This window comes from Erythrobacter sp., from assembly GCF_040217515.1.
Taxonomy (GTDB): Bacteria; Pseudomonadota; Alphaproteobacteria; order Sphingomonadales; family Sphingomonadaceae; genus Erythrobacter.
In genome coordinates, this window is sequence record NZ_JAVJPT010000003.1 from 311,342 (window position 1) to 325,276 (window position 13,935).

Below are 13,935 nucleotides of genomic sequence, written 5' to 3' on the forward strand. Positions count from 1 at the left end.
ATCTCGGGCTATGCTGGCGGTCATGTCCGATACGATGGCTGACCCGGCTCCTCCCGAGGGCTTCGAGCCCGCCTGCTTCTCGCCCGGCTTTCTCGACCATGGCGGGCCCTATTTTCTCGGGCGACGGGGCGAAGAACCGCGCGTGGTGGGCCTTCGGATCATGGCGCATCACATCAATTACAAGGACGGTGCGCACGGGGGAGTGATCTCGACCTTCGCCGACGTTGCGCTCAGCCATGCCGTTTACGATGCCGAGCGCCCGCGCCTCGCCCCATCGACGATCACTCTCCAGGTCAATTACCTTTCCTCCGCGCGGCTCGGCGAATGGCTCGAGGCGCATGTCACGATCGACCGAATGGGCGGGCGCACCGCCTATACGAGCGGCCGGATCATGCGCGGCGAGGATGCGATCGCGACTATGAGCGGCGTGTTCGCGATCAGAAGGTCCTAGCCCAGCCAGCGCGCGACGACATGCGCCGCCGGATCGCGCTCGTCATGGTAGCCGCATGAGCTTTCGGGCATTTCGGCCAGGTCGACGCCGTCGACCTCGCGGAACTCGCGCCAGTCATAAAGGCCGGTGCGCCGCGCGATGCGCCATTGGTTGTCGCGCTTTTCGAACCGGTCGACATAGCGCCCGGCGATCACGGCCGAATAGATGCGCCCCTTGTCCGGGAACACCTCTGCCACGGGATAGCCGGGGGGCACGGTGTGCATCGCGGTCATGTAGGTTTCGGTGTGACAGACGAGATCGTTATCGAACCCGAACTGCACCTGTCCGAGCTGATGCTGGGTCGCAAGGCAGGGCTCGATGATCGCGCGCGCCTGTTCGACGAAGCCGCGCCAGTCGCCGATTACGGTGCCGAACTGGAATTCGGCGTCGTCGTGGAACAGGCGGTCCATCATCTCCCACCGTCGCCGGTCGATCGCATGGGCGTAAGCTGCGATCACGTCGCCGATTTCCGCGCGCGCTTCGAGATGGATTTTCATGTGTCCAGCTCCACGATGACCTTGCCGATATTACCGCCGGTGAACAGCTTGGCATAGGCGGCAAGCGTGTTGTCGAGCCCGCGCGTCACGTCATAGGGCATCACGAGCGCACCCGCCTCGACCCATTCGCGCAGGCGCGCGGTGAGCGCTTCGCCTTCCTGCATGAAATCGGGCGAGAAGAAGCCTTCGACCCGCAGCCGCCGCATCAGCACCTGGTCGAATTCGCGCGGGGCGGTGCGCTTGCCCGAACCATAGTCCGCCAGCAGGCCGCACACCGCGATGCGCCCGTAATGGTTCATGCGGGTGAGCACTGCGTCGAGGATTTCGCCCCCGACATTGTCGAAATAGACATCGAACCCGCCCGCCGCATCGAGCTGCCCGGCCAGGTCGCCCGACTTGTAATCCACCGCCCCGGCGATGCCGAGTTCCTCGGTCAGGAAACGGCATTTCTCCGCCCCGCCTGCAATCCCCCAAGCCTCGCAGCCCAACAGCTTCGCGATCTGCACCGCGAGGATGCCTGTCGCGCCCGCTGCCGCCGAGACCAGCACGCGCTCGCCCGGTTTTGCCGCTCCCGTTCGCTCGATGCCCCACAACGCGGTCCAGCCGTTCATGCCGAGCGGGCCGAACCATGCGCGGCGGTTCTCGACGGCAGGGTCGAGTTTCACCGCGCCCGACATCGCCGCATCGACCTGGCTCAGCTCGCCCCACACGCCGAAAGCGCGCACGAGATCGCCGGCGGCAAAGCCCTCCGCGCGGCTTTCGATCACTTCGCCGAGCACCAGCCCCGTCATCGGCGCCCCGACCGGGAGCGGCGGCTGGTAGCCGTCCTTGCGCGCTGTCAGCCACAAGCGCGTTCCCGCGTCCATCGACAGCATCGCGTTGCGGATCAGGATTTCGCCTGTCGCAAGACCGGGCAGCGGCTCGGTGACGAGCTCCAGCGCCTCTTCGAAAGCGGTTCCGTGGGGGCGGCGGATGATGCGCCAGAGACGGTTTTCCATCGAAGCATTGTCCGACCCGCAACGATGCCCTGCAACCCCGCCATTTCGCTAGGACGGGGAGAGCGCGACCTGTCATTTTCACGCTATCAAAAAACACCGGGGAAGCGGCCGGACCCTTCGCCTAGGTTGCGCGAATTCGAACGGGCTCGCGAACAAGCTGAGAGGGGAAAGAGACAATGGCACGCATCACGGTCATCGGTGCTTCGGGCAGGCAGGGCACGGCGCAGGTCGGTCAGGCCCTGAAGGCGGGTTACGACGTGCGCGCGATTTCGCGCCAGAGCGATCCCTTCGCCGGCAGCAGCATCGAGGGTATCGACAAGGTCGAAGTCCGCCCGATGGACCTCTATGATACCGCAACCTACAAGGACGCGCTGGAGGGGTCGGATTACATCTTCTACACCCACCCACTGCAGGCGCGCGCGGATCGCGCGGTCCTGGTCGGCCAGGTCGGCAAGGCGGCGGCCGAACTGGGCGTGAAGCGGGTGGTGTGGAACACCTCGAGCTGGATCCCCGACCGTCCCGGCGATCCTTTCAGCTATGGTGAGAACACCAAGGGGATCAACGCGCTGTGGCGGTCGGGCGCACCGGGCACCGTGTTCGGCAGCGTGCTGTTCATGGACAATCTGCTGACCAATTGGGCGCGGCCCTTCATCGTCAACGAAGACCGCTACGTCTATCCGCACAATCCCAATCTGGAGGCCAACTGGATCAGCCTCGACGATGTCGCCCGCTTCATGCTGGCGAGCCTCGATCGGCCCGACATGGAAGGCGCGTGGCTCAATATCGGCGGGCCGGAGCGGTTGGTCGGCAGCCAGGTGACGGAGTGCCTGTCCGAAGCGCTCGGCAAGCCGATCAAGTACGATCCGTGCACGCCGGAGGAATTCGGCCGCTACCTCGTCGAGGCAGCGGGCGATTCCATGCCGCCCGAAATGCGCGAGGATTTCGCCAAGGGCATCCAGGCCTTCTACGAATACAACAACGAAGCGCCCACGCGCCCTTTCGAGGTCGACATGGACCATGTCTACGAACGCTTCCCCGAACTCGAAGGCGAGCTGGAAACGCTGGGCGAATGGACCAAGCGCGTCGACTGGGGCGAAAGCAATTTCCGTCCCGCCTTCGGCTGAGGCGGGCTGCGCCATGCCGGGCAGCCGCGACGCCAATATCGCGCTCGCCACGCGCTATTACGAAGCGCTGGCAGCGGGCGATTTCGATGCGCTGGCGGCCCTGCACAGTGAAGATGTCGTGTTCAACCTTGTCGGCTCGACGCCCGTCTCGGGACGATGGGTCGGCAAGGAGGAATGTTTCGGCCCGCTGGTCGCGGACAATGTCGTGGGCAAGCTCGTCCCCGAAACCGTGCAATTCTCGCGGCAATGGCGGATCATGTGTGCGGACGAGAATTGCGTGGTCGGCATCATGCGCGGCGGCGGCATGGGCGTGAACGGCCACGAATATATTCAGACCTACTGCCAGGTGATGACCATCCGCGACGGCAAGATCGCCGAGCTGCACGAATTTTTCGACACTGCGCTGGTCGAACTCGCGCTGAACGACAATCCCACCGTCAGGGGGCCGAGCACTCCGGCCCGACCCTTCGAATTCTAAGGGGTCCTATTCGGCGGCCTCGCGCTGTTCGCCTGCGAAAATCTCCCGCAGATCCTCGTCCGAGGCGTTCACCAGCCGTTCGACCCATTGGTGGAAGACCTGACCGCCGCGTTCGTTGCGACCGAACAGGACATGGTCCATCAATCCCGATTGCAGCGCCTCGTGCTGGCGCCTGCCGGTGGCGTAATCCTCGTCGCGGACCACCACTTCGAGGAAGTCGAACTGTTCGTGGGCCGATTTCACCTGTTCCTCGGTCTCGGGCTGGTTCTCCATGACGTAGAACTGGGTGGTCCAGCTCTCCTCGACGGTGTCGCCGGGGAAGAGCTGGCTGATAAGCGCTCCGCGCTGCCCGCCGCCATAGAAGCTTGCGATCGAGATATGCGGGAAGATCGTCCACACGCCCTGCACCAGCGCGTCCTGCGGGATTTCCTCGTCCGACATCTGGGTGAGGTCGATCTGCTCGTCGCTGCCGGTGCGCTGGGCGAATTTCGACGGGCTCGCGAGCCTTTGGTGTGGCCCCCAAGCGAAGTAATTGGCGCGGTTGAAGAAATCGGCCCCGAACGTGTCCTTGTGGAGGACCGGCAGGTGGTAGAAATCGAGATAGCCGTCATAGGCCGTCTTCCAGTTCGGGCCGGCCAGTGTGCGCTTGGCGAACAGGGTCCAGCCGTCAAACCCGAAGGCTTCGAGCAGGGCATCGTAGCCGCACAGGTAATCCTCGATGGCGAGCTTCGAATTGGGATCGAGCGTCACCCAGATCAGCCCCGCGCGCTCGAGCACCGGGAAACGCTTGAGGCAATGCGCGGCCTTGTCGACTTTCCCGAAATCCTGCGGGCTGGCAACGCCGAGAAGGTCGCCGTCCTGCCGGAAGGTCCAGCCATGGTAGCCGCAGGTGAAACGGCTCGCCTTGCCCGTGCCCGAGGCGAGCGGATTGCCGCGATGCGTGCACATGTTGAGAAAGGCGGCGATTTGCCCATCCTTCTGGCGCGAGAGCAGCAGCGGCACGCCGCAGATATCCATCGCCTTGTAATCGCCGGGTTCGGGCAGTTCGCAGGACGGCGCAACCATCAGCGGCAGGCGGCGGAATATGTTGCGCTTCTCCTGCTCGAACTGTTCGGGGTCGGTGTAGGCGCTTGCCGGAACGCGCACGACCTCGTCGGTGAGTTCCATCGTGTCCGCCTCGCCATGTGCGACGAGGCTGCGCGTCATGTCGACCAGTTGTTCGCGCGACATATCCAGTTCTCCCGTTGATCCGCCCGGTATGGCGGGATGATGCGCCCATATCGGCGGAGGGCGCAATGCTCACTTTTGAAAGGGGGCGGCTGTGCCCGCGCGCCAACGCAAAAGGGCGGACCTGCCAAGGCCCGCCCCTTCATTGCGTTCATGCACCGGCGTCAGAAGCGGAAGCGCGTTTCCAGGAAGACCTGCCGCCCGCGGTTCTGGGTGAAAATCAGGTCGTCGCCCGTCGCCGGAAGGAAGGGTCGCGGCGCAGAGGTGTTGACCCAGATCTCGTCCGCGAGGTTGACCCCGATCAGCGATACCTTCCACGTCCCGTCGGCAGCGCCGATCGAGACCGACGCGTCGAAGGTCACGTAATCGTCCTGGATGAAGTCGTTGCGGGTGTCCTCGTTGGTGAAATATTCGCCCGAATAGATCATGTTGCCGTTCAGCCCGAAATCGAGGCCGTCCGAAATCGGGGTGACGAAGTCGAAGGCGAGGTTCCCCGACCAGGTCGGCGCACGAGCCGAATCGCGACCGTCGAGATCGTTGCCCGCGCTGGTGATGAAGGTGTCGGTGAATTCCGCGTCGAGATAGGCCAGGTTGCCCGAGAAGCTCAGCCCGTCGACCGGGGTCAGCCAGTTCGCCTCGAGATCGATGCCCTGCGAGGTCACCTGCCCCGCGTTGAGAGTGAGGAACTGCACCGCCACCGCGTCGAAGTTTTGCACCTGCAGGTCGTCGAACACGTAGTAGTAGGCGGTTGCATTGAGGGTGAAGGTCCGGTCGGCCCACTGCGTCTTGATGCCGACTTCGCCGCCCTGCGTCGTTTCCGACCGGAAGATCAGGGGCGAGAAATCGCCGCTGTTCGCCGCTACGCTAAGGCTTTGGGACGGCAGCGCCGAGTTGTCGATGCCGCCCGACTTGAAGCCGGTCTTGAAGCTGGCGAAGACGTTGATGTCCTCGGTCGCCTTGTAGCGCAGCGTGATCTCGGGCGAGAAATTGTCGTCCGAAAACTCGATCGGGCCGGAATTGAACCCCGGCGAGACGAAGCCCGGACCCTGCAGGAAGGTATGCAGGTAAGGCACCGTGATGACCGCGGTCTTTGTTTCATCGGTATAGCGGACGCCGCCCGACAGCTCGAGATCCTCGGTCAGGTCGATCATGACCGAGCCGAAGACCGAGAACGCTTCGGTATCGGTGTCCTGCCGACGGTCCCAGTCATAGGTGAAGCCGGTGACCGGGTCCGGGCCGAGGAAGGAGATGTTCACCGCCTGCTGAGCGGTGTCGAAGACGAACTTGCGGTCCTCGTAGAACACGCCAAGCATGAAGTTGAAGGCACCTTCGAAATCCGAGGCAAGGCGCAATTCCTGCGTCCACTGTTCGAGCTGGTTGACCGGGTCGGACGTACCGACACCGCCGGGCACGCCGGGGCCGAGCAGGCCGCCATAGGAATAGTTGTCGAAGTCGACCGCATCGAGATTGAGATAACCCGTGGTCGAAGTCAGCTTGAGGCTGTCGGTGATCTGCCAGTTCATCAGCAGGCGCGAGAACCAGACGTCGGTTTCGCCGAAAGGCACGCCGTTACGCCCGGCCGCGGCCGAAGGGGTCGGCACGCCGCCCGCCAGCGGCGGTGCGGTGTCGGGCAGGAAGTAACGCTGGTCGAAGGCGTTGCAGTCATAGCCGCCCGGAATGATGATCGATCCGCCCAGCAACGTGATCGGGTCGGCAACGCCGTTCGCGCCGCAGGAGATGTCCGAATGCTGGATCGCGCCGTCATTTTCGTTGCGGACGTACTGGACCTTGAGATTGGCGTCGAAATTCGAGCTCGGCTCCCAGTCGAGCGTGCCGCGCGCGACGATGTTGGTCAGCCCGCGGAAACGGCCATTGGCCGCCGGCGTGCCGTCCTGCAGTACGACATATTCGTCGATGTCGTTGAACTGCGCGGCAAGGCGGACCCCGAGCGTGTCGGTCACCGGGCCGGAAACGTAGCCTTGGACGATGTAGCCATCTTCCTCGAATTCGTAGGAAGCCGCGCCGCCTACTTCCCAGGTCGAGGTCGGATCGGCCGAGCGGATCGCGAACACGCCCGCCGAGGCCGATTTACCGAAGAACAGCGATTGCGGACCTTTCAGCACGTCGATCTGCTCGACATCGAAGAAGCCCGCCTGCACGAGGCGCATGGTGGAGACCTGCACCCCGTCGAAATCGAAGGCGACCGCCGAATCGAACGCCGCCGAGATGTTGGAGGAGCCGACGCCGCGAAGCGAGAGCTGGCCGCCCGAGCCGGAGCCGCCGACCTGGACATTGAGCGTCGGAACGCGGCTGACCACGTCCGCGACCTGGTCGATATTGTAGCGCGACAGCGTCTCTCCGCCGATCGCGGTGACGGTTACGGGGACTTCTTGCAGGGTCTCGTTCTGGCGGCGCGCCTGGACGATGATGACCTGCTGTTCGTCGGGCGACTGCGCTTCGGCCTCTTCCATGTCCTGTGCGAAAGCGGCCTGCGGCACAGCAGCCAGACACGAAAGCGCGGCCCCGGCAAGAAGCGCCCGGCGCGCGGATGCGCTGCGAGCGGATACAGTACGGGTGTGACGGGTCCTCATCAGATCTCTCCCTTGCGTGAGGCCGAACGCGGCCGGCCCCTGTTCCCCAGCCCGGACGCCTTGATTGCGTCTCTTGGCACACCGTCACGTGTATGGTCGGGGTATCGGGCGCTCATCTAGCAAAACCGCTAGGGAGCCCTCCAAACTGCGGCAAATTCGTCACAGGCCCTCGCAAAATCGCCATGCCGTAACGTCACGCGAGAATGCCCTCGCTGCTCATTCGGCCGCGTCGCAGGCTTCTCCCGCCTCCTCGCGCAGCAGCGCGTCGCGCGGTTCGTTGGGCCAGGTCCACTCTTCGCCGATGACCTGTTCGATGCGCAGCTCCTCCGGCACGTCGTGCACGCCTATCATCCGGTCGAGCGACTGGTGGAAGGAGTAGATGCGCGCTTCCTGATAGGACAGCGGCACGCTGCGGAAAGCGTTGCTTTCCATCGATTTCTGGATCGCTTCGCCGAATTGCGTGTCCTCGAGAATGATCGGGCTCATCCGCCGGCCGCCCGGCTGCGTGTCGTCGGGCACGGTCCACAGGTCGGGCGCGGGCCCGTCACCCCAGTCGAGCGCCATAGTCACCAGTTCGAGCCGGGTCGTATTCAGCGAAGTCGGCCAGAACACCAGTGGCGGGACGAAGTAGTTCGACAACGGCGAGACCCAGTTGGGAAACAGCGTGTAGCTCTGCGTGCAGGTGCGCCCGAGTTCGCCCACGCTCTCGATCTGCTGCCAGCCCGGCGGCGAATCGATCGCGCGCACGTGCTCGCGATCCGTCGTGCGCGGCGGCGGGGCGAGCATCCGGGCGTGGCCATTGGGATACATGGTGTTGAGATTGCGCTTGGGATCGACCAGCGGCGCGACCGTTTCGGGGTGGATGAAGGGGACATGGTAGACTTCCATGTTCGCCTCCATCGCGACCTTCCAGTTGCACTGAAGCTCGAATGAATGGCGCGCGGCGAGCCGGATCCGGTCGAAGGCGAACTCGGCCCATTCGTCCCACAAGGGCCCCATCCATTCCTTCAGCGGCATGGCCTCATCGTCGAAATTGACGAAGATGACATTGCCAAGCCTCTCGCAGCGCACCGGGATGAGCCCGCGGCAGCTCATGTCGAAATCGGGCGGGAAGTCCTGCCGCTCGGGCACGCCGACCAGCGTCCCGTCGGTCTTGTAGGTCCAGTTGTGATAGCCGCACATCAGGCGGCTGGATTTGCCGAACTCCTCGGTCACAACCGGAGCGCCGCGATGGCGGCAGGTGTTGTAGAAGGCCCGCACCACGCCATCCATGCCGTGGACGATGACGATCGGATCGCCCGCATTGTGCCAGCGCATCCAGCAGCCCGGTTCGGGGATTTCGTCGATGTGCCCTGCGAACAGCCAGCTCCTGCGAAACACGCGTTCCTTTTCGAGCGCGTAATATTCGGGCGAGGTGTAGCGCGCGGCGGGCATGTCGGGCAGCTTCGGAAAGCCGCGCGGCGGCGCGGTGCGGCGGCCCTCCCATTCCATCAAAGCCTTGAGGCGGGCGATCTCGCTTGCGTCCATCGGTTCTCTCCCTGCAGCGTTCATACCGCGCGCGGCGGACGGCGCGCGACTGGCACTTTTCGAGGGAGCCGCGCCCAACAAGATCCGGGCCCCATCGCTTTAATCAGTGGCGCGGGCGTGGACGTGCAATAGGTTCGCGACCCGACAGGACAATGCTTGGGAGAGAGGCATGACGGGAAGGGTAGCGGGCCGCATCGCGCTCGTGACAGGCGGCGCCATGGGTCTGGGCAGGGCTGATTGCGAAGCGCTCGCTGCGGAAGGCGCGACAGTGATCGTTACCGACCGCGAAATCGGGCAGGCGCAGGAAGTGGCCGTGCGGATCGGCGGCGAGGCGCTGGCGCTCGATGTGACCGACGAGACGCAATGGCAGGATGTGATGCAGGCCGTGCAGGAGCGCCACGGCGGGCTCGACATCCTCGTCAACAATGCCGGCAATGTCATTTTCGAGGACATCGAGACCGTCTCGACCGAGCATTTCCGCCTCCATCTCGACATTCACGTGATGGGCACGTTTTTCGGCTGCAAATACGCGCTGCCGCTGATGAAGCACCGCCACAAGACAATCGGCGGGGGCGGTTCCTCGATCGTCAACATGGCCTCGACCGCGGCGCTGATGGGCTATGGCACGATCCCCGCCTATACCGCTGCCAAGGGCGCGATTTCCTCGATGACGCGCTCGATCGCGATGCATTGCCAGGACAATGGATACGGCATTCGCTGCAACGCGCTCGCGCCCGGCGGGATCGAAACGCCGATGGTGATGGGCGTGTCGGGCCGCGCGGGCGAGGCGCCGATGGACATTCCCGAAGGCCCGCTGCCCGCCGACGCGCTCGGAGCGCCGAAGGACGTTGCGGGCTGCGTCCTGTTCCTGGCCTCGGACGATGCGCGGTTCCTGAACGGGCTGACGATCCCGGTGGACAATGGCCTCGACGCCAGACCCCACCACTGAGAGTCCACTCACCGGGGCTCCGGTGCGCGGCGAAGGCAGCGGCTATCGCTGGTATGTCCTGTTCCTGCTGATCTGCACGCTGCTGTTCAGCGTCGCCGACCGGCTGGTCTTCTCGATTCTGCTCGAGGACATCAAGGCAGAGTTCGACTTTTCCGACGCGCAGCTCGGCCTGCTGGGCGGAGTGGCCTTCACGCTGACTTATGTCGTCGCGGGCTTTCCCGCCGCGCGGCTGGCCGACCGGTCGGTGCGCAAGAACATCGTCGCGGGCGCCATCAGCTTCTGGAGCGCGATGACCGCATTGTGCGGAGCGGCGACGGGGTTCTGGACGCTGTTTTTCGCGCGCACCGGGGTCGGCGTGGGCGAAGGGTGCTCCGGCCCCGCCTCGCAATCGATGCTGGCCGACTACTTCCCCCGCCGCGAACTGGCGCGCGCGATGGGCTTCCTCACATTGGGATCGACGCTGGGCACCGCGTTCGGGCTGATCGCGGGCGGTTTGCTGGCCGAGGAATTCGGCTGGCGCTGGGCTTTCGTGCTGATGGCCGCGCCCGGCTTTGCGATCGGCGGCCTGCTCTATTTCACCGTGATCGAGCCGCGCCGGGGCCGCTACGCCCCCGTGGGCATGAGCACCGACCAGACCCCGCTAGGCGAGACGCTGCGTTCGTTGCTGGCGAACCGGGTGTTCCTCGGTCTCGCGCTGGGCTGGGCGGTCCAGATCATGATCGGCTATGCGCTCGCCTTCTGGATGGCGCCTGCGATGATCCGGCTGTTCGAAGTCTCGGTCGGCGATGTCGCGCTCTATCTCGGGCTTGCCTTCCTCATCGGCGGCGTGCCGGGCCCGGTGCTGGGCGGCGTGCTGACCGACTGGCTCACCCGTTTCGACGAGCGCTGGCGGGCATGGTTTCCCGGCATTGTCAGCCTTGGGTGCATCCTGCCGCTCTGGCTCGCTTTCCGATCGGGTGATTTCGCGGTGTTCCTCGGCCTGTTCGCCATCGGCTATGCGATCTTCGTGGCGAGCCAGGCGCCGATCATGTCGGGCATCCAGTCCGCCGTCGAACCCTCGCAGCGCGGATTCGCGGTGGCGGTGGCGCTGTTCTTCAACAACCTGTTCGGGCAGGCTGCAGGACTTTACCTGATCGGCTGGCTGAGCGACACGCTCGAGCCGACGCAGGGCAATGCCGCGCTTGCCGTGTCGGTGCTGTCGGTATCCTTCGCCGCAGGGATCGGCGCGCTGGCGATTTTCGTGTGGACCGGCCGCGAGATGACGCGCTCGGGCTATGTCGAAAGGATCAAGGCCGAGGGCTGAGCCTCAAAAGCCGGGATGGATCGACAGCGCACCGCCATCGACCAGCATTTCCGCACCCGTCATGAAGGGGCATTCGTCGCTTGCGAGAAAGGCGATCGCTGCCGCCGTTTCCGCCGGATCGGCCAGCCGGTTCATCGGCGAGGTCGCCGCCACCGCCGCCTTGAGCCCCGGCATATCGACTTCGGCCGCGTCGAGGATACCCGTTTCGGTCGCGCCGGGGATGACGGTGTTGCAGCGTATGTCATGGCCCTGCTTGGCGCACCATGTGGCGATGGACTTCGACATGACCCGCACAGCGCCCTTGCTCGCCGAATAGCCGACATCGGTGGGCAGCGGCGCGATGGCGGTGGTCGAGGCGATGTTGATGATCGAGCCTTTCGCGCCGCCGGGATTGTCGATCATGGCCGCGATCGCGGCGCGGCATCCGGCCATGGTCCCCGTGAGGTTCACCGCGAGCACGCGGTCCCACGTGTCGTCATCGACCTCGCCGATGCTCTTGCCCGTCACCATGCCCGCATTGTTGACGAGGATGTCGAGCCGCCCGAAAGCCTCGACCGCCTGCGCCACGATTCTGGGCCACAGCGCCCGGTCCGACACGTCCTGCACCGCGAAGCGCGCGCCGACATCGTCGCACAGCGCCTTGCCCTTCGCTTCGTCGAGGTCGGTCCCGAATACCTGCGCACCGTCGCTTGCCAACCGCCGCACACTCGCCGCGCCGATGCCGGAGGCGCAGCCGGTGACGAGAGCGACCTTTCCCGAAAGGTCCGGCATTATTCGGCCTGCTGCCAGATGCCCGCGCTTTCGCGTTGCCCGTGCGTGTCGATGAAGCGGGCGAGGTTGTCGGTCCCGTCGGGCAGTTTCCAGCCCACGGTGAAGCCGAAATTGGCGAAGCAGAAGACGATCAGGTCGGCGAAGGTGAAGCGGCCCAGCGCGAAGTGATCGCTTGTCCCCAGCGTCTTGTCGAACCAGCGCCATTTTTCGTCCGCCAGCGCCGACAGTTCCGCGCCCGCTTCGGGCGAGACGACGGTCATGCGCGGCTCGAACATTGGGCGGCCCGCGCCGGCGCGAAAGCCCATCGTCATCGGCACGACCACTTCCTGGTCGAACAATCGCGCCCATTTCCTCACCGTCGCGCGCTCCACCGGGGTTTCGCCGAAGAGGTTGGGCGCGGGATGCATCTCCTCGACATATTCGCAGATCGGCCAGCTTTCGGTGAGGCAGGTCCCGTCATCGAGTTCCAGCGTCGGGATCGTGCCGAGCGGGTTCTTGGCGAGATAGCCTTCGTCCTGCCGGTTCTCGCCGGAGATGATGTCGTAATGGACGCGCTCGAAAGCCTCCCCTTCGGCAAGGCCCTTTTCGACCATGAACATGCGCACGAGGCGCGGGTTGGGACCGAGGCTGGAATAGAGTTTCATCGCGCGTTCTCTCCCTGTCTGCGTGTGGGCAAGGGTTTACGCGAAAAGCGGCTTGCCCGTCGCCCTCACAAATGCGCTAGGGGACGCACGAGAGCATAAAGGGGATCGAGGGACCATGGATTTCACACTCACCGACGACCAGCGCGAGCTCCAGGAAACCGCGCGCAAATTCGCCCGGGCCGAATTGCCCGAACTCGCCCGCGACATGGAGGAAAAGGACTACCCGGTCCCCCATGACATGCTGCGCCGCTATGGCGAGATGGGCTTTCTCGGCGTCAACCTGCCCACCGAATACGGCGGGCTCGGCCTCGGCCATCTCGAGGCGCTGCTGGTGCTCGAGGAATTCGCGCAGGTCTCGAACGCGGTCGCCTTCCCGGTGTTCGAGGCGCTGGTCGGCCCGGTGCGCACGATCGAGCGGTTCGGTTCCGACGAGATGAAGGCGCGGGTGCTGCCGGAGGTGATCCGGGGCGAGAAGGTCGTCGCGGTGTCCATGTCCGAACCCGATGCGGGAACGGCGCTGACCGATCTCAAGACCCGCGCTCTCGCCGACGGCAACGGATACGTGGTCAATGGCTACAAGCGCTGGACCAGCGGCGGCGGGCATTCCGACTATTACGTGACCTATTGCCGCTTCACCGACGATCCCGGTGCGAAGGGGATCGGCGCGATCCTGCTCGAGAAGGACATGGAGGGGATGGTCTTCGGCAAGCGCGAGGAACTGCTCGGCTTTCGCGGCATCCCGACCGCCGACTACGCGATCGAGGACGTGAAGGTGCCGGGCGCAAACGTCATCATCGGCGCAGGCGGCTTCGGCAAGCTGATGAGCGCCTTCGGCCTCGAACGCTGTGGGAACGCGACGCAGAGCCTCGGCGTCGCCGCCGCCGCTCTCGAAGCCGCGACACAATATGTCCAGGAACGCGAGGCGTTCGGCAAGCCGATCATCGATTTCCAGGCGGTGCAATTGAAGATCGCGGAAATGGCGATGAAGGTCGAGGCCGCGCGCCTTCTCATCCATCGCGCCGCCGCCAATGCCGCGCACCAGCCCGACGGCCTGCCGACGGTCTACGAGAGCAGCGTCGCCAAGTGCTACGCCAATGAAATCGTGCGCGAGGTCACGGCGATGGGCGTGCAGGTGATGGGTGGATACGGCTACCACAAGGAATACGGCATGGAGCAGCGCCTGCGCGACGGCTTCGGCTGGGGAATCGCGGGCGGGACGACCGACGTGCAGAAGACGAACATCGCCGCCGCGCTGATTGGCCGCCGGTTCAACCAGCGCGCCTGAGCGGGCCCGGTTTCGGCACCGATCGGGAGAGGGGCGGTCCCGGCAGAGAGA

Annotated in this window: 13 protein-coding genes; 6 read left to right on the top strand and 7 right to left on the bottom strand. The window is 64.9% G+C overall.

The genetic code is table 11. From position 1 onward, the window contains the following. Positions 1-22 precede the first annotated feature (22 nt). A complete protein-coding gene (locus RIB52_RS03130; protein WP_350172808.1) occupies positions 23-451 on the top strand; it encodes a PaaI family thioesterase in 429 nt (142 codons plus the stop codon). Here the strand turns inward: RIB52_RS03130 and RIB52_RS03135 are convergent. Further along, a complete protein-coding gene (locus RIB52_RS03135; RefSeq protein ID WP_350172810.1) occupies positions 448-987 on the bottom strand; it encodes a nuclear transport factor 2 family protein in 540 nt (179 codons plus the stop codon). The two genes, RIB52_RS03130 and RIB52_RS03135, sit on opposite strands and share 4 nt — an antisense overlap. Beyond that, complete coding sequence (locus RIB52_RS03140; protein WP_350172812.1) at positions 984-1,985, bottom strand: NADP-dependent oxidoreductase; 1,002 nt, start codon at positions 1,983-1,985, stop codon at positions 984-986. The genes RIB52_RS03135 and RIB52_RS03140 overlap by 4 nt, the downstream gene beginning before the upstream one ends. A gap of 176 nt (positions 1,986-2,161) precedes the next feature. On the opposite strand from RIB52_RS03140, the gene RIB52_RS03145 reads away from it, so the two are divergent. Further along, a complete protein-coding gene (locus tag RIB52_RS03145) occupies positions 2,162-3,109 on the top strand; it encodes an SDR family oxidoreductase (protein ID WP_350172814.1) in 948 nt (315 codons plus the stop codon). A gap of 13 nt (positions 3,110-3,122) precedes the next feature. After that, complete coding sequence (locus RIB52_RS03150) at positions 3,123-3,587, top strand: nuclear transport factor 2 family protein (RefSeq protein WP_350172816.1); 465 nt, start codon at positions 3,123-3,125, stop codon at positions 3,585-3,587. Between the two features lie 6 nt (positions 3,588-3,593). Here RIB52_RS03150 and RIB52_RS03155 read toward each other — a convergent pair whose 3' ends face one another. From RIB52_RS03155 to RIB52_RS03165, 3 genes are all read right to left on the bottom strand, one after another. Next, entirely contained in the window at positions 3,594-4,817 is a 1,224-nt protein-coding gene (locus RIB52_RS03155) for an aromatic ring-hydroxylating oxygenase subunit alpha (RefSeq protein WP_350172818.1), read from the bottom strand. A gap of 161 nt (positions 4,818-4,978) precedes the next feature. Beyond that, positions 4,979-7,405, bottom strand: coding sequence for a TonB-dependent receptor (locus RIB52_RS03160; protein ID WP_350172820.1), 2,427 nt, complete (start codon positions 7,403-7,405; stop codon positions 4,979-4,981). Between the two features lie 216 nt (positions 7,406-7,621). Beyond that, on the bottom strand, positions 7,622-8,932 hold the full coding sequence (locus tag RIB52_RS03165; RefSeq protein ID WP_350172822.1) for an aromatic ring-hydroxylating oxygenase subunit alpha: 1,311 nt from the start codon (positions 8,930-8,932) through the stop codon (positions 7,622-7,624). Positions 8,933-9,101: 169 nt separating this feature from the next. Between RIB52_RS03165 and RIB52_RS03170 the strand changes: the two genes are divergently transcribed. Both RIB52_RS03170 and RIB52_RS03175 read left to right on the top strand, forming a co-directional pair. After that, positions 9,102-9,881 (top strand): SDR family NAD(P)-dependent oxidoreductase, encoded by a 780-nt coding sequence (locus tag RIB52_RS03170; RefSeq protein ID WP_350172824.1) that lies wholly within the window; start codon positions 9,102-9,104, stop codon positions 9,879-9,881. Next, complete coding sequence (locus RIB52_RS03175) at positions 9,853-11,184, top strand: spinster family MFS transporter (RefSeq protein WP_350172826.1); 1,332 nt, start codon at positions 9,853-9,855, stop codon at positions 11,182-11,184. Before RIB52_RS03170 ends, RIB52_RS03175 begins: the two co-directional genes overlap by 29 nt. A gap of 3 nt (positions 11,185-11,187) precedes the next feature. On the opposite strand, the gene RIB52_RS03180 is transcribed toward RIB52_RS03175, so the two are convergent. Both RIB52_RS03180 and RIB52_RS03185 read right to left on the bottom strand, forming a co-directional pair. Further along, a complete protein-coding gene (locus tag RIB52_RS03180) occupies positions 11,188-11,955 on the bottom strand; it encodes an SDR family NAD(P)-dependent oxidoreductase (protein WP_350172828.1) in 768 nt (255 codons plus the stop codon). Continuing rightward, entirely contained in the window at positions 11,955-12,599 is a 645-nt protein-coding gene (locus RIB52_RS03185) for a glutathione S-transferase family protein (RefSeq protein ID WP_350172830.1), read from the bottom strand. Before RIB52_RS03185 ends, RIB52_RS03180 begins: the two co-directional genes overlap by 1 nt. A 115-nt stretch (positions 12,600-12,714) precedes the next feature. On the opposite strand from RIB52_RS03185, the gene RIB52_RS03190 reads away from it, so the two are divergent. After that, the gene (locus RIB52_RS03190; protein ID WP_350172832.1) at positions 12,715-13,884 is read left to right on the top strand and encodes an acyl-CoA dehydrogenase family protein; all 1,170 of its coding nucleotides are present in this window, start codon (positions 12,715-12,717) and stop codon (positions 13,882-13,884) included. The last annotated feature ends 51 nt before the right edge of the window (positions 13,885-13,935 follow it).

What these genes read in the sequence shown, in the direction of transcription:
- RIB52_RS03130 (WP_350172808.1), top strand. Translation starts at nt 23, where the DNA reads ATGTCCGATACGATGGCTGACCCGGCTCCTCCCGAGGGCTTCGAGCCC.
- RIB52_RS03135 (WP_350172810.1), bottom strand. Translation starts at nt 987, where the DNA reads ATGAAAATCCATCTCGAAGCGCGCGCGGAAATCGGCGACGTGATCGCA.
- RIB52_RS03140 (WP_350172812.1), bottom strand. Translation starts at nt 1,985, where the DNA reads ATGGAAAACCGTCTCTGGCGCATCATCCGCCGCCCCCACGGAACCGCT.
- RIB52_RS03145 (WP_350172814.1), top strand. Translation starts at nt 2,162, where the DNA reads ATGGCACGCATCACGGTCATCGGTGCTTCGGGCAGGCAGGGCACGGCG.
- RIB52_RS03150 (WP_350172816.1), top strand. Translation starts at nt 3,123, where the DNA reads ATGCCGGGCAGCCGCGACGCCAATATCGCGCTCGCCACGCGCTATTAC.
- RIB52_RS03155 (WP_350172818.1), bottom strand. Translation starts at nt 4,817, where the DNA reads ATGTCGCGCGAACAACTGGTCGACATGACGCGCAGCCTCGTCGCACAT.
- RIB52_RS03160 (WP_350172820.1), bottom strand. Translation starts at nt 7,405, where the DNA reads ATGAGGACCCGTCACACCCGTACTGTATCCGCTCGCAGCGCATCCGCG.
- RIB52_RS03165 (WP_350172822.1), bottom strand. Translation starts at nt 8,932, where the DNA reads ATGGACGCAAGCGAGATCGCCCGCCTCAAGGCTTTGATGGAATGGGAG.
- RIB52_RS03170 (WP_350172824.1), top strand. Translation starts at nt 9,102, where the DNA reads ATGACGGGAAGGGTAGCGGGCCGCATCGCGCTCGTGACAGGCGGCGCC.
- RIB52_RS03175 (WP_350172826.1), top strand. Translation starts at nt 9,853, where the DNA reads ATGGCCTCGACGCCAGACCCCACCACTGAGAGTCCACTCACCGGGGCT.
- RIB52_RS03180 (WP_350172828.1), bottom strand. Translation starts at nt 11,955, where the DNA reads ATGCCGGACCTTTCGGGAAAGGTCGCTCTCGTCACCGGCTGCGCCTCC.
- RIB52_RS03185 (WP_350172830.1), bottom strand. Translation starts at nt 12,599, where the DNA reads ATGAAACTCTATTCCAGCCTCGGTCCCAACCCGCGCCTCGTGCGCATG.
- RIB52_RS03190 (WP_350172832.1), top strand. Translation starts at nt 12,715, where the DNA reads ATGGATTTCACACTCACCGACGACCAGCGCGAGCTCCAGGAAACCGCG.